The organism is Bradyrhizobium sp. MOS002, assembly GCF_003020115.1.
Classification (GTDB): Bacteria; Pseudomonadota; Alphaproteobacteria; order Rhizobiales; family Xanthobacteraceae; genus Bradyrhizobium.
The window spans coordinates 487,943-501,552 of sequence record NZ_PYFX01000004.1 but is presented as its reverse complement, the minus strand read 5'-3'; the positions used below and the strand labels follow the sequence as shown (position 1 = coordinate 501,552).

17 protein-coding genes and 1 pseudogene are annotated in these 13,610 nt (G+C 63.0%); 8 read left to right on the top strand and 10 right to left on the bottom strand.

Annotated features, from left to right (window positions below; translation table 11 throughout):
• The first annotated feature begins 239 nt into the window (after positions 1-239).
• A complete protein-coding gene (locus tag C7G41_RS37370) occupies positions 240-398 on the top strand; it encodes a hypothetical protein (protein WP_158268010.1) in 159 nt (52 codons plus the stop codon).
• Positions 399-687: 289 nt separating this feature from the next.
• Positions 688-2,157, top strand: coding sequence for an adenylate/guanylate cyclase domain-containing protein (locus C7G41_RS15340; protein WP_106943352.1), 1,470 nt, complete (start codon positions 688-690; stop codon positions 2,155-2,157).
• Positions 2,158-2,310: 153 nt separating this feature from the next.
• Here C7G41_RS15340 and C7G41_RS15335 read toward each other — a convergent pair.
• Positions 2,311-2,622 (bottom strand): annotated as a pseudogene (locus C7G41_RS15335) (GrlR family regulatory protein); the annotation flags it as partial.
• Positions 2,623-2,664: 42 nt separating this feature from the next.
• Positions 2,665-3,192 (bottom strand): cytochrome b, encoded by a 528-nt coding sequence (locus C7G41_RS15330; RefSeq protein WP_063992647.1) that lies wholly within the window; start codon positions 3,190-3,192, stop codon positions 2,665-2,667.
• Between the two features lie 211 nt (positions 3,193-3,403).
• On the opposite strand from C7G41_RS15330, the gene C7G41_RS15325 reads away from it, so the two are divergent.
• Positions 3,404-4,099 (top strand): VIT family protein, encoded by a 696-nt coding sequence (locus C7G41_RS15325; RefSeq protein ID WP_106943666.1) that lies wholly within the window; start codon positions 3,404-3,406, stop codon positions 4,097-4,099.
• 128 nt (positions 4,100-4,227) lie between these two features.
• Here C7G41_RS15325 and C7G41_RS15320 read toward each other — a convergent pair whose 3' ends face one another.
• From C7G41_RS15320 to C7G41_RS15310, 3 genes are all read right to left on the bottom strand, one after another.
• A complete protein-coding gene (locus C7G41_RS15320; protein WP_063992649.1) occupies positions 4,228-4,932 on the bottom strand; it encodes a hypothetical protein in 705 nt (234 codons plus the stop codon).
• Between the two features lie 282 nt (positions 4,933-5,214).
• Complete coding sequence (locus C7G41_RS15315; protein WP_007591825.1) at positions 5,215-5,364, bottom strand: hypothetical protein; 150 nt, start codon at positions 5,362-5,364, stop codon at positions 5,215-5,217.
• A gap of 56 nt (positions 5,365-5,420) precedes the next feature.
• Complete coding sequence (locus tag C7G41_RS15310; protein WP_106943350.1) at positions 5,421-5,888, bottom strand: hypothetical protein; 468 nt, start codon at positions 5,886-5,888, stop codon at positions 5,421-5,423.
• A gap of 113 nt (positions 5,889-6,001) precedes the next feature.
• Between C7G41_RS15310 and C7G41_RS15305 the strand changes: the two genes are divergently transcribed.
• The gene (locus tag C7G41_RS15305) at positions 6,002-6,460 is read left to right on the top strand and encodes a hypothetical protein (RefSeq protein ID WP_199198389.1); all 459 of its coding nucleotides are present in this window, start codon (positions 6,002-6,004) and stop codon (positions 6,458-6,460) included.
• An 84-nt stretch (positions 6,461-6,544) separates the two neighbouring features.
• Here C7G41_RS15305 and C7G41_RS15300 read toward each other — a convergent pair whose 3' ends face one another.
• The 4 genes from C7G41_RS15300 to C7G41_RS15285 form a co-directional block, all read right to left on the bottom strand.
• Positions 6,545-7,366, bottom strand: coding sequence for a tetratricopeptide repeat protein (locus C7G41_RS15300; RefSeq protein ID WP_199198388.1), 822 nt, complete (start codon positions 7,364-7,366; stop codon positions 6,545-6,547).
• Positions 7,367-7,398: 32 nt separating this feature from the next.
• Positions 7,399-8,082, bottom strand: coding sequence for a substrate-binding domain-containing protein (locus tag C7G41_RS15295; protein WP_199198387.1), 684 nt, complete (start codon positions 8,080-8,082; stop codon positions 7,399-7,401).
• Between the two features lie 18 nt (positions 8,083-8,100).
• The gene (locus tag C7G41_RS15290) at positions 8,101-8,802 is read right to left on the bottom strand and encodes a GrlR family regulatory protein (RefSeq protein ID WP_106943346.1); all 702 of its coding nucleotides are present in this window, start codon (positions 8,800-8,802) and stop codon (positions 8,101-8,103) included.
• Between the two features lie 195 nt (positions 8,803-8,997).
• Positions 8,998-10,032, bottom strand: a complete 1,035-nt coding sequence (locus C7G41_RS15285; RefSeq protein ID WP_106943345.1) for a glutamine synthetase beta-grasp domain-containing protein — start codon at positions 10,030-10,032, stop codon at positions 8,998-9,000.
• A gap of 459 nt (positions 10,033-10,491) precedes the next feature.
• Between C7G41_RS15285 and C7G41_RS15275 the strand changes: the two genes are divergently transcribed.
• On the top strand, positions 10,492-10,773 hold the full coding sequence (locus tag C7G41_RS15275; RefSeq protein ID WP_373681121.1) for a DUF2735 domain-containing protein: 282 nt from the start codon (positions 10,492-10,494) through the stop codon (positions 10,771-10,773).
• 114 nt (positions 10,774-10,887) lie between these two features.
• Here C7G41_RS15275 and C7G41_RS15270 read toward each other — a convergent pair whose 3' ends face one another.
• A complete protein-coding gene (locus tag C7G41_RS15270; RefSeq protein WP_106943344.1) occupies positions 10,888-11,199 on the bottom strand; it encodes an MliC family protein in 312 nt (103 codons plus the stop codon).
• A 71-nt stretch (positions 11,200-11,270) separates the two neighbouring features.
• On the opposite strand from C7G41_RS15270, the gene C7G41_RS15265 reads away from it, so the two are divergent.
• From C7G41_RS15265 to C7G41_RS15255, 3 genes are all read left to right on the top strand, one after another.
• A complete protein-coding gene (locus tag C7G41_RS15265; RefSeq protein WP_106943343.1) occupies positions 11,271-12,059 on the top strand; it encodes a tyrosine-protein phosphatase in 789 nt (262 codons plus the stop codon).
• A 39-nt stretch (positions 12,060-12,098) separates the two neighbouring features.
• Complete coding sequence (locus C7G41_RS15260; RefSeq protein ID WP_106943342.1) at positions 12,099-12,779, top strand: SDR family oxidoreductase; 681 nt, start codon at positions 12,099-12,101, stop codon at positions 12,777-12,779.
• A gap of 112 nt (positions 12,780-12,891) precedes the next feature.
• On the top strand, positions 12,892-13,578 hold the full coding sequence (locus C7G41_RS15255; RefSeq protein WP_106943341.1) for a DUF2161 domain-containing phosphodiesterase: 687 nt from the start codon (positions 12,892-12,894) through the stop codon (positions 13,576-13,578).
• Positions 13,579-13,610 lie beyond the last annotated feature (32 nt).

The following is a 13,610-nucleotide window of genomic DNA, read 5'->3' as shown; positions in this document are numbered from 1 at the left end:
CGGATCCCGTCGAAGCTTGAGTCCGCTATGGGTCATAACCGGTCTTTCGGCATCCCGGTTGCTTACTTCCGCTTAAGCCCTGTGAGTGCACCGGCCCCGGTCGGGAGGTCCGAGAAGGGCCAGAAGCTGAAGTCCGAGACCTCCGTTGTTGCTTCGTCGGCGCGCAATAACAGTGACGAAGGCACCATCAGCCGAGCGAACTTTCATGATCGTCCTAGCGGGCCTTGGGCGGGCTGGCAGTGTTCACCCATCATGCCGATGAGATCGCGAAGGCGATCCGTGCTGTCCTTAAAAGCGAATCCATTCGCGCGGGCGCACAAAGCGTCGCGACAGAACTGGCCTCCATGCACCCGATGAACGAGGCGATCGCCGAAATGATTTCAATAGCCGGGAAGTAATCTGATCACCTCGCTTCGAAGACCGCTCCGGGTCACATGCGGCCCTGGAACAGCGGCTGGCGATAAGTCGGCTGTGGGTCAATACCAGACTTAGCTATCCACTCAATTACATCGTTGGGCTCAGATGATCGGAGAGCAAATCCCTCTCTGGCGCGTCATTTGACAATTAGCGACGAGAGGTTGCAGATTATAGCCACTCAGTTGGTTCAAAGGGCCGTCGAACGTTTCTCGACAGCCGTGCTGGAACCTGTGACAGTCGTGCCGGCAGTTGCGGCTCAGTGAGGAAGGCATGGCTATCACCGTCAACGAACAAGCACTCGACGAGCGCCTTGCGCTGCTCGAAAAGGCACGCAACTGGGGTCCGCGGCTGATCTCGAAGCTTGAGAGCCACATCCGCACAGCGGACGACAGGGCGCTTTATCGCATCAATCCCTTCACTTTCGCGAAGGAAAAAAACGTCGCTGAGACCGAAGTCATCGATCTGTTTCTGCACGCTACAGCGCTTGGCCTTTTCTCGATGGACTGGAATCTGTTTTGCCCCAAGTGTTGCTGCGTCGTGGATAGCTTCCGCAGCCTCAGGGGTGTGCACAACCATTATCACTGCGCGTTCTGCGCGACAGACTATGAGGTGGCGCTCGACGAATACATCGCGATCGCTTTCACGATTTCACCAGAGATCCGGACTATCAGCTTCCATGATCCCTTGAAGCTTTCGGCTTTCGAGTATTTCTTCCAGGTCCGCAACACGCCCGACGGCGTTCTGCCGGACGGTGTTCCGCTCATCACCGTGAAGGGGACATTGGCACGGGCGGTGAGTTGGATACCGGCGGGGCAGACAACCACGATGGAGGTGGATGCCGCCGAAGGGTCGCTGCTCGGCGCATGCCCCAACAGCAAAGCGTGCTTTCTTATCTCCATCGATGGCGCGCCCGCGTCCACGGCACAGGCCGTCAGTATTCCCTACGGCGAAGTGACGCCGACCTACGCGATGCACCAGGCCGCCCCGGGCAAGGTCGTGGTCAACATCCAAAACACGACCGCCGAATTGGGTTTGGTGTGCATCGCGCAACTGCCGCCAGGTTTCGATATCAACACCATCCCGTTGAAATTCGTGCCCTTCCTCAACGGCAAGCGCCTGCTTACAACCCAGACCTTTCGAGATTTGTTTCGCTCCGAGGTGATCAAGGCCAGCGAAGGAATCGACGTGAAGGACATCACGCTGCTTTTCACTGATCTCAAGGGCTCGACCGAACTGTACGAGCGGATCGGCGACCTCAACGCGTTCTCTTTGGTACAGCGCCATTTCGAGCGCCTGCTCGACGTCACGGTCCGCAACAACGGTGCGATCATCAAGACCATTGGCGACGCCGTCATGGCCTCGTTTCTCAAGCCCGCCGACGCCGTGAAGGCCGCGCTTGCTATGCGGAACGAGATCGCGGCCTCTAATGCCGATCAGGCTGGCCGCGCGCTGATCCTCAAGATCGGCATTCACACCGGCGCTGCCATTGCGGTGACGCTCAACGACAGGCTCGATTACTTCGGGCAGAACGTGAACATCGCCGCCCGCATCCAGGGAATTGCCGAGGCGGGCGAGATTTGCATCTCGGGGGATGTCCACGCAGACGAGGACGCTGCAGCGCTCCTAGCCACGTTGCCGGTGCAATCATCCAGCTCGAAGCTGCGCGGAATGCTTGACGATTTTCGCATCCTTCGCATCGGGAGTGACACGGCGCCTGTGGCGCCGGCGCCGGCAGAATAAGTCAGCCACGACCGGCCAGAGCAGCGCGCTGTCCGGCGTATCCGAAGCGCGCGCTCCCACAATTGCTTGTCCGCAATGGCTCACTTGCCGACGTCGCCCGAGAGGCCTGCTCTACCTTCGCAAGCGGACACCCGGAATTTTGATTGACCGGGTCTACGCCCTTCGCATCAATTTGAGCGAGGCCGCCAGCCGCAGGCTGCGCTTGCCGGCGAGTGCGATGCCTTCGAGCTCGCCGCTGTCCGCTGTGCAGGTGCCGGAGAAGCCGATCCCGACCTCGTAGCCGCCGAACACGGGGTTCTCGCCTTTCGCCGGCGTGTGCTCCTGGTTGAGGATCTCGCCCTTCCAGCGTCCGTCGGCCGATGAATAGGAGCCGAGATAGTAGAAGAACGCATCTCCGCCCAGGATGCGGCCGTCCATCAGCAGCATGACGCCGGAAAGTCCGGCCTCGACTCCGCCCAGCGCTTTAGCGAGTTAGCCATGGGCCAGCAGCGGACACGTCAGACTAGGCTAAGCGAGCATCCGCTGCATGATGCGATCACGATAGACGAAGACATGCATTAGGGCCGCCGCAATGTGGATGCCAATCACGACAAGCAGGGCCCATTCCATCGCCTGATGCAGACCGTCGATGGCCTTCCCGGCCGCCGCATCGTCAGACGCCAGCATCGGCATCGGCGCGAGAAAGAAGTAAGACATGGACCAGCCGCGAAACGAGGCGAACAGCCAGCCGGTGAAGGTCGTGGCAAGTACCAGCGCGTACAGCAGCCAGTGCACGGCTTCCGAGCTTAGCCGCTGCCAAGTTGGCAGCGAGCTCTCGGGGCTGACGGGGTGGCCAAGCCGCCAAGCGAACCGCAATACGATCAGCACCAGAACGGTTAATCCGACGGAGACATGGAACGTCATCGCGGTGCCGGGTTTATCGCCGCGATGAATGTCCGGCATCAGCCAGCCGATCGAGTATTGCACGAGCAAAAGCGCCACGATGAGCCAGTGGAAGACTTTTGCGGTAGGGCCATATTGCAAGCGAGCGGTCATGATGTTCCTCAATGCCGACGGCAAACGTGCGTTGCGCGGCCTTGATCGACCAGCCCATTGTAGCATTGCGGTCGTTCGTCAATAAGGAAGCGACAGAGACCGTCGATCCGCATTGATCCGGATCAACCTGTTAGAGACCTTTTTGACCAAGGTGCTTTGGAAATGCATGGCGCGTCGCAGGATACACCATGCCGAGCTGTTTGGAGATCAAATGCGCCCACTCCATCGTGAAACGCATCTCATTGAACGAATTGGTTGGCTGCGCGCTGCGGTGCTTGGTGCAAACGATGGTATCATCTCCACTTCCAGCCTTTTGGTTGGTGTTGCTGCCGCATCGACTTCGACAAACGAGGTCATTGTTGCCGGAGTGGCTGGCCTGGCTGCCGGTGCAACAGCAATGGCTGCGGGCGAATATGTTTCTGTAAGTTCGCAGGCCGATACGGAGGCTGCCGATCTGGCGAAAGAACGACGTGAGCTTGCGGAGCAACCCGACGCAGAGCTTCACGAGCTTACGAACATTTACGTTCAACGCGGCCTCGACCTTTTGCTAGCGCGCCAAGTAGCGGAAGAACTCACCGCAAAAGATGCGTTTGCTGCGCACGCGCGGGACGAATTGGGTCTTTCAGCGCACGTTGTAGCCCGACCGATCCAAGCGGCGTTAACGTCGGCGGTTACATTTGGGTTTGGTGCCGCTATCCCCCTGCTAATCGCAATAGCGTCGCCCTTGGCCCGAATTCCATGGGCTGTGTCGGGAGGCTCGCTTGTCGCGCTTGCCATCCTAGGGGCTGCTGGGGCGCAGACCGGGGGAGCGGGCATTCTAAGACCGATGTTACGAGTTACCTTCTGGGGCGCGGTTGCGATGGGGACGACTGCCGCAATCGGCCGCCTTGTAGGACACTCCCTGTAAGCGAACGACGGCCTATCGAAAAGAGTACAGCCATGTCTGCTCAGGGTCACTTGCCGACGTCGCCCCAAGTCGCCCGTCAGGCCTGCTCTACCTTCGCAAGCGGACACCCGGAATTTTGATTGACCGGTCTACGCCCGCCGCATCAATTTGAGCGAGGCCGCCAACCGCAGGCTGCGCTTGCCGGCGAGTGCGATGCCTTCGAGCTCGCCGCTGTCCGCTGTGCAGGTGCCGGAGAAGCCGATCCCGACCTCATAGCCGCCGAACACGGGGTTTTCGCCTTTCGCCGGCGTGTGCTCCTGGTTGAGGATCTCGCCCTTCCAGCGGCCGTCCGCCGAGGAATAGGAGCCGAGATAGTAGAAGAACGCATCGCCGCCGAGGATGCGGCCGTCGATCAGCAGCATCACGCCGGAAAGTCCGGCCTCGACACCGTCAAGCGCTCGCAGGCTCATCCCGTAGAGCCCGTTGGCGATGCCCCCCTCCCCGATCATGCCGCAGGGCGGCAGCGCGCCGTCATCGAGCCGCGTGAGATTGGCCCAGAAACCGGCGCCCGGCATCGTGTCCGCACTGCCCACGAGACGGATCTGGTTGCCGACGAGCCGGCCGCGCGCGCCGATCGAGGCGACATCAGCCCCCATCAGCGGCTTGTAGTTGGGATCGTCGTTATGCCGTTCGGTGATGACTTCGGCGATGATCTCGCCGTCGCGCTCGAAATAGCTTCCGAGATGCGCGAAGGCCGAATTGCCGCCCAGCAGCTTGCCGTCATGCATGCACATGATGCTGCGGCCGAAAGCATCGTTGACGCCGTATTCAACCTTGTAGAGCCCGTCCAGCAACGCAATTGACCTGAAAAATCAGAAGGAAAGCAGGCGCTACCTAGCACCGCCGTCGCATCAAGACCATTGGGCTTTTTCGCGCAGGGCGATTCGCGAAGTCACGCCTTGCCATGATGCCATCATGCGCCTGTTTTGCCCGACGGCGCAACCGATTTCGCCAATTCCGCAGAGATGGGATTTCACGCCATTTGCAGCGCTGTGATTTCAATCACTTGGCTACTGTGCATGGGGTTGTTTTTCGCGTTTTTTGTTTGGCCGGCCGCGAGCGGCCTTTCTCACGCGCTAGTGACGCTTGAAATACTGCACCTCGCGCTCATGCTTCTCGGCCGCAGCGCGGCTCCTGAACGTGCCGAGGTTGCGGCGCTTGCCGGTCTTGGGATTCACCTTGCGCGAATAGAGCCGATATTCGCCCGATGCGAGCTTGCGGATCATGGTTGCGCCTCCTGTCAGGTTTCGCACTCAACCCGCTCGGCGCAAGGTCCGTTCCCTCAAGGCCTTGTGGTTGGCGCGAACTGCTGATTGGCGAAGGGCTTCTGGTCCGAGGGAACCTTCATGACGACGAAGCTGCGCTTCAGCGACCGGTGGCACGCGTTGCAGCCTTCGGTCAGCTCGCCCAGCCCTTTTGCGAATTTGCGGCTGTCCTTCGCATCGATGGCGTCGGACATCGATTGCAGCGACGGCTCCAGCGTCATGACATTGCCGACGGGAATGCCGGAGTAGAATACGGCGGCTTCGACCAGGCTCGCCTTGAGCTGGCGCAGCTCGTAGGCGGCAAGCTCCCAGTTCTGCGCCTTGCCGGCCATCCAGAGCTTGTGGTGGCGCGCCTGCGCGGCGCCCATGATGTCACCGAGACGGGGCACGTACTGGTCCGCGGACGGCGATTTGAGATCCTGCGCCGCCACGGCGGTCGCTGCTCCCAAGCCGGCCAGCGCCAGCATCCAACCTCGAACCCTCATCGCAAATCTCCATTCCTTTGGCGACCGAGTGTAGGCCGGCACGGATCTCGGCGGCCTTGCGCTCGATCAAGGCCCACGTCGAACCTGCCGTTGCATGCGTGCGACAAAGCGGCATGGACCAGCGACAGCAGTCAGCCGAAGACGAACTGGCAAGCTTCATCGCGAGCGCGGCGAAGCTGCCGCTGCTCGATGCCGCGTTCGAGCTCTGGCGCCGACGCTATCGGCTGGACTCGATCGAGGGGCGCCCGACCGCCGAAGAGGTCCGCGTCAACCGCACCCTCACGCCGGAGCAGAGCAGCGCGAAGTACCGCTGGGATCGCGACCACGCCCATGAGGGACCGATGTTCGGTTATGTGAGGCGCGCTCATCCGCGCGCCGACGACGATGCGATCAGGCAAGCCATCATCACCGCCGTCAGGTTCGAGGACGCGACCTTCGCGCATTTCAGCTGGGACGGCGATTTCTGGGATTGCGTCGTGCGCGCGGTGGCGAAGGCCTCCGCGCAATATCCGGATTTTCTCGAGACGAGCTATCGCGACGCCCGCAACAACGTCGCCTACTACTACAAGTGAGCTACCGCATGATCCGGAAAAGTGCGCAGCGGTTTTCCCGAAAAATCATGCTCGCAAAAAATATAAAGCGCGTTCATCGCGCTTTTAGAAGCACAGCGTGGAGACGAGCTTGCCCTGCTTGTCCTTGATCGCATAGGGACAGCGCAGCCGCTCCAGCGCCTGCTTGGCATCCTCGTCGCCGAGCGCGGCGGCGCGCTCGTAATAGGATTTCGCGGCGTCCTTGTCCTTTGGCCCGCCGCGCCCCTCCTGCGCGAAGGCGCCCATCCGCTCCAGCGCGCCGGGATGGTTTTGCGCCGCCGCCTTCTCGAACAGCGCGCCCGCCGCGGCGTCGTCCTTCGCCCCGCCCGTGCCTTCGGAGAGCATCACGCCGAGCTGGTACTGCGCCTCGGCGTTGGTCTCGGCGGCCTTGCCGAGCAATGCGCGCGCCTGTGCGGGATCGGCCGGCGCGGCACCGCCGGTGCCACTGAGCGCGGCGAGATTGCTGATGCCGCGGGGATTGCCGGCCTGCGCCGCCTTCTCGAACAATTTGCGCGCCTGTGCTTCATCCCTGGCGACACCGGAGCCGGTGCCGTAGGCCACGCCGAGCTCGACCATCGCCGCACTCGATCCCTTGTCGGCGGCCTTGCGCCAGGCAGCCATCGCGTCCGCCGTCTGCCGGTTGGCCGCATAGGCGCGGCCGAGCGCGAACATCGCGCGCCGCGACGACGGCGCGGCCTGCTTGCAGAATTTGATGGCGGTCGCAACGTCGGAGGCCGCGATCTCCGCCACGCCCCTCACCTCGGCCGGCTTGTCGGGATCGCTGGGATCGGCGGCGACCCGATCGCACAGGACAAGATCGGCGGACTGCGCATGCGCCGACAACGGCGCCGCAAGCGTGAGAAGGATGGCAACGAGGAAAGTCCGCATGGACGCCAAGTTGCGTCGTCGCTTCGGCAAATTCAAGGCTCGAGTCCCGATTGACGCAGCACGGGGACGACCTCGGGTGATGCCAGATAGCGCAGCAGCCGATCCGCCGCGTCGGCATGCTCGGCGTTTGCCATCCGGCCGGCGGAGAACACGGCCGGCGTTTGCAGATCGTGCGGGACCGGGCCGACCACCTCGATGCCTTCGACCTGCTTCAGCTCGCTGATCTGCTGCACGGCGAGGTCAGCCTCGCCGCTCACGAGCCGCTCCGCGGTAAAGCCCTGCTCGACGATGGTGGCTTTGGCGTTGATCTCCGCCGCGATTCCCATCTGCGCGATCAATCGGGCGAAATAGACCCCGCTCGCCCCCAGCCGCGAATAGGCGACGGACCGCGCCGCCAGCAGCGTGTCGCGCAGCGCGGATGCGGTGGCGACGTCGGGATGTGCCTGCCCTGCCCGCACCGCGATGCCGACGAAGGAGCGCGCGAGATCGGCTGCGCTCCCTGAGACGACGCGGCCCTCACCGATCATCTCGTCGAGCCCTTCGCGGGTGAGGATCACGAGATCGGCGGGCTCGCCGTCGCGCAACCGCTTGAGCAGCGCCAGCGTGGGCGCGAAATCGGCGTCGATGCGGACGCCGGTCGCGGTCTCGTACGCGGAAGCCAGGCTGCGCATCGCGCCCATCAGGCCGAGCGTCGAAAGCATGCGAATTGTTTCCATCAGCGATTCCCGTGGCGATCAGGCGCGGTGCATCAGCTTGAGCGCGGCGGTCAGGCGCAGGCTGCGCTTGCCGGCGAGCGCCGTTGCCTCCAGCACCGCCTCCTCGGCGTCATAGGTGCCGGAGAAGCCGATGCCGACCTCGTGGCCGCCGAAGATCGGATCGTCCTTGGCCGACGTGTGCTCCTGGTTGAGGATCTGGCCCTTCCAGCGCCCGTTGGCGGCGGTGTAGCTGCCGAGATAGTAGAACGATGCATCGCCGCCGAGGATGCGGCCCTTGTTGAGCAGCATCACGCCGGTGAGACCGCCGTCGACGCCATCGAGCATGCGCAGATGCACCGAGTAGAGCCCGTCGGCGATGCCGGCCTCGCCGACGCCGCCGGCGATCGGCATCTCGTCCTCGGTGATCGGCGTCATCAGCGACTGAAAGGGTACGCCGGGCAGCTCCTTGAGCTCGCCCTTGAAGCGATAGAGATCGCCGTCGGCCCAGCCCTTGGCCAGCAGGGTCGCATCGTCCGTGCCCGCCATGGCGCGATAGGTCGGATCGGGGTTGTGGCGGACGGTGTTGATCACGATGTCGACGCCGGCTTCGGTCTTGTCGTAGCTGCCGATATGGGCGAAGGCCGAATTGCCGCCGAGCATCTTGCCGTTGCCGGCATGCATCACGCTTCGGCCGACCACGTCGCCGAGCTGAAATCTCACCTTGTAGAAGCCTTCAAACACCAGCCGTCCCGGGCCTTGCACGCATCCAGACGCACTCTACCCCGCTTTCGGCGGCGATGGACAAGTTTCCCGCCATGATGTCCGAGGGGTCTTCTGCAACGGCGGTCATCAGAATGAAAAATCCGCCGAAGCCTTTCGGCTTCGGCGGATCGAAGTCCAACCCGGGCCAGCCCCCCAGCCCGGGCCGGGAGGATCTTAGGCGGCAGCCTGCTTGTCGGCCGGCACGGAAGCGATCGTCTTCAGGATCTGCGAAGCGATCTGGTATGGGTCGCCCTGCGAGTTCGGACGACGGTCTTCCAGATAGCCCTTGTAACCGTTGTTGACGAAGGAGTGCGGCACGCGGATCGAAGCACCGCGATCGGCAATGCCGTAGCTGAACTTGTTCCAGGGCGCGGTCTCGTGCTTGCCGGTCAGACGCTTGTCGTTGTCCGGGCCGTAGACGGCGATGTGGTCCATCAGGTTCTTGTCGAAGGCCGCCATCAGCGCCTCGAAGTACTCCTTGCCGCCGACCGTACGCATGTACTCGGTCGAGAAGTTGGCGTGCATGCCGGAGCCGTTCCAATCGGTGTCGCCGAGCGGCTTGCAGTGGAACTCGATGTCGATGCCGTACTTCTCGGTCAGGCGCAGCATCAGGTAGCGGGCCATCCACATTTCGTCAGCGGCCTTCTTGGAGCCTTTGCCGAAGATCTGGAATTCCCACTGGCCCTTCGCGACTTCCGCGTTGATGCCTTCATGGTTGATGCCGGCAGCCAGGCAGAGGTCGAGATGCTCTTCGACGATCTTGCGGGCGACGTCGCCGACGTTCGAGAAGCCGACGCCGGTGTAGTACGGACCCTGCGGCGCCGGATAGCCGGAGGCCGGGAAGCCGAGCGGACGGCCGTCCTTGTAGAAGAAATATTCCTGCTCGAAACCGAACCAGGCGCCGGAATCGTCGAGGATGGTGGCGCGCTTGTTGGTCGAGTGCGGGGTCTTGCCGTCGGGCATCATGACTTCGCACATCACGAGCACGCCGTTGGTGCGGGCACCATCCGGGAACACCGCGACCGGCTTCAGCACGCAATCGGAGCTGTGGCCTTCAGCCTGCTGGGTGGAGGAGCCATCGAAGCCCCAGAGCGGAAGCTGCTCGAGCGTCGGGAACGACGCGAATTCCTTGATCTGAGTTTTGCCGCGCAAGTTCGGAGTCGGCGTATATCCGTCGAGCCAGATGTACTCGAGCTTATACTTGGTCATTGAGCCTCTCTGTAGATGATGCGAAAGGTGGGGGCCGCAGGCCCCCGCACGATTGTTTACCCGGCCAACATCGGCCGACCCTTTCCAAGCATTTAACGTGCCAAAAGGCCGCAGCGCGGGAGGTTTTCCACCGCGGCCGGCCTCCTCTCGATCCCGGCGGATCGGCGAGTGAGCCGTGCGTCATAGCGGCGCACCTCTGCGTGAAGCTGCACTGCAAAAATCCCGCGGAAAACGCCCGATTCTGTAGCAGGCAGGCCCGGGCCAGAGGTTGCCGACTAAACGCGCATCAACGTCCGGCAATATTCGCCAAGTCTGCGCCCGCCGCCCGCAACCTTCGCAATGGCCCACGCGTTAGCCACCCGACCGCTGCCTTAGAGGAAGCAGAATGCAACCTGCCTACAAAATAGGCCAAGGCTGATTTCCTTTTCAGCACTTTGCATTTCGGAATGCACGGCCGATATGGGGATTCCAGTAACCACAAGCCAACGAGTCGGGCGCACCATGGAGGCCAGCGCTGCGATCTCGGGAGATACCGCAATGATGAACAATGGACTAAGTCACGGATCGGCACAGATCTACCAATTCCCTGTCGGGGGCCGCTCGGCTCTCGGGGGGCGCCGCAACGGTGAGACCCGCCTTCCCGCCAACCACGCCTCGCTCCCCGTGAACGAGACGATTTGCAGCGGCAGCTGGTACCATCAGGAAGCAGTCGATGAAGCCAAGCCGAAATGGGATCGCTGATGCCTGCGTTCGGTTCAATACCGCCGCGCCCTCTCAAGCGTCCGGCGTCAGTTTGAAAAAGGGTCGAAACAACGAAGTTTCGGCCCTTTTCGATTTTTGTGGGCATGCCGCCGTTCAGATCCCCGTGCAGGCCGTGACCGGCCGCTTCAGATGCTTGACCGTGGTGCCGCCGGTCTTGCCGATCACGAGCGTGATCCCCGCCCCCGAATAGCGCGCGCCGGAGATCGTGATCCGCTTGGCGAGCGTGACCGGCTCGCCGCCGATCTGGAGGAAGGCGCGCTTGTCGGCGTCATAAAACGCAACGATGAACTGCGTACCATCGGCGCAGCGATAGGTCCGGAACGTCTGCGCATCGGCCTGCCGCGAGCCGATCATTCCGCCCGCCAGCATGGTGACCGCCAAAACAATGGCCTTGTGCCGGCCCATGATCGCCCCCTGTAATAGATTTCAAGGACGCCCGTCGTGCGTCCAATGGAACCATAACGCAAGCTGATCTCATGCAAGACACTTCCCGACAAGACTCCTCCCGACAAGGCTCTTCCGGACAAGACTCCCCTGCCCGCCATCTCGCCCTGCAGGGCGCCACCAATTTTCGCGACCTCGGCGGCTATCCGACCGCAGATGGCCGTACCACGCGCTGGCGGCAGATCTTCCGCTCCAACCATCTCGGCCAGCTCACTGCTCCCGATGTCGAGATCGTCCGCGCGCTGGGCGTGCGCAGCGCCTTCGATTTTCGCGGCGTCGAGGAGCGCGCGGCGGGCGTCTGCGTGGTCAGCGAGATCACCGTGCATTCACTGCCGATCGAGCCGACGGTCGTGGCCGCGCTGCGCGCCGAGCTCGCCAGGGGCAGGCTGACCGCGCCGGTCGCGCTCGAACTCATGCGCGACTCCTATCGCAACTACGTCCGCCACAACACGGCCAGTTTCCGCAACCTGTTCGGGCATCTCCTGGAAGACCACGCGCCGCTCGTCATTCACTGCACCGCCGGCAAGGACCGCACCGGCTTTGCCAGCGCGCTGATCCTGCATGCGCTCGGCGTAGCCGACGAAATCATTGCCGAGGACTACCTCTTGACCAACCGGCATTACAAGCGCGACGCATCAAACGTCTCCGATCTTCCTGCCGACGTTCTCAACGCGATCGGCAACGTCGAGGCCTCGTATCTTGCCGCTGCTTTCGAGGCCGTCGGTAGCGAGTATGGCGACCTCGAAACCTACTTGCGCGACGGTCTCAAGCTCGGCACACCGGAGCGGTCCGCACTGAAGGCGCGCTATCTGGCAGCGTAAGCGGGCGTAAACTCATACGGCCGTGCAGGGAGAACGACGATGCAAGGCAAGGTTCTGATCGTGACCGGAGCACTCGGCGCACTTGGCAAAGTCGTCACCGAGACCGCGCAGTCGCGCGGCGCGCGCGTTGCCGGCATCGACCATGCGCCGTCGCAAATCTCCGCGACGCCCGAGCGCATCGAGATCGGCGGCGTCGATCTGTCCGACGCAGCACAAGCAAAGACGGCGGTCGAGGCGGCGGCAAGACACTTTGGCAAGCTCGACGTGTTGGTCAATATCGCCGGCGGCTTCGCCTTCGAGACCGTCGGCGACGGCGACATCAAGACATGGCAGCGCATGCATGCGCTCAACCTGCTGACGGCGCTCAACGCCTCGCACGCGGCGCTGCCGCATCTGGCCGCGTCCACGGCCGGCCGGATCGTCAATATCGGTGCCATGGGTGCGCTTCAGGCCGGCTCCGGCATGGGCCCCTATGCGGCGTCGAAAGCCGGCGTCCACCGGCTCACCGAGGCGCTGGCGAGCGAGTGGAAAGGCAAAGTGACCGTGAACGCGGTGCTGCCCTCGATCATCGACACCAAGGCCAACCGCGCCGACATGCCGAAAGCCGACTTCGCCAAATGGGTGACGCCGCAGGAGCTCGCCGAAATCATCCTATTCCTCGCCAGCGATGCCGCCAGCGGCATCACCGGCGCGCTGATCCCGGTCGGCGGGCGGGTGTAGTCGCATGCCGGTTTAGTTGTCTCTGCGCCGGCTCCGATTCTATCGAGGCCAGGAAGGCTCTACACTGCCCGCAACTGATTCTCCGATCGGACATGACACTCGGAAGCTTTCTTTGGAAACCACGCTCTATTTGCCCGTCAAACGCTTCCTCGAAGAGCTCGGCTTCACGGTCAAGGGCGAGATCGGCGGCTGCGATCTCGTGGGCCTCAGCGCCGGCGATCCGCCGGTGGTGGTGATCGGCGAGCTCAAGCTGACCTTCAATCTCGAGCTGATCCTTCAGGCGGTCGATCGTGCACCGGCTGGCGACGAGGTCTGGATTGCCGCAAAGATGTCAGTGCGCGGCAAAGGACGCGAGACCGACGCGCGCTATCGCAATCTCTGTCGCCGCCTCGGCTTCGGCATGCTCGGGGTGACCGACCGGGGTCAGGTCGAGGTGCTGGTGAAGCCGCCGACGGCAGCCCCACGCCGCGAGCCGAAGGTCCGTTCGCGCCTCGTCGCAGAGCACCAGCGCCGCCAGGGCGACCCGGTGCTGGGCGGCAGCACCCGCGCGCCCATCATGACGGCCTATCGGCAGCAGGCGCTGGCCTGCGCCTCGGAGCTCGCGGCGGGCCCACGGCGGGTGAGCGAATTGCGCCAACACTGTCCCGATGCCGGCAAGATCATGCTTAACAATGTGTATGGCTGGTTCGAACGCACTGAGCGGGGAATCTACGGGTTGACGGAAGCGGGCCACGCGGCACTGAAACGCTGGCCACAACGGCGGATTGAGGATGTTGCCGGTGCCGCGTCACCACCCTGACACCCAACCGGTGCATAGCTGAGATGCCACAC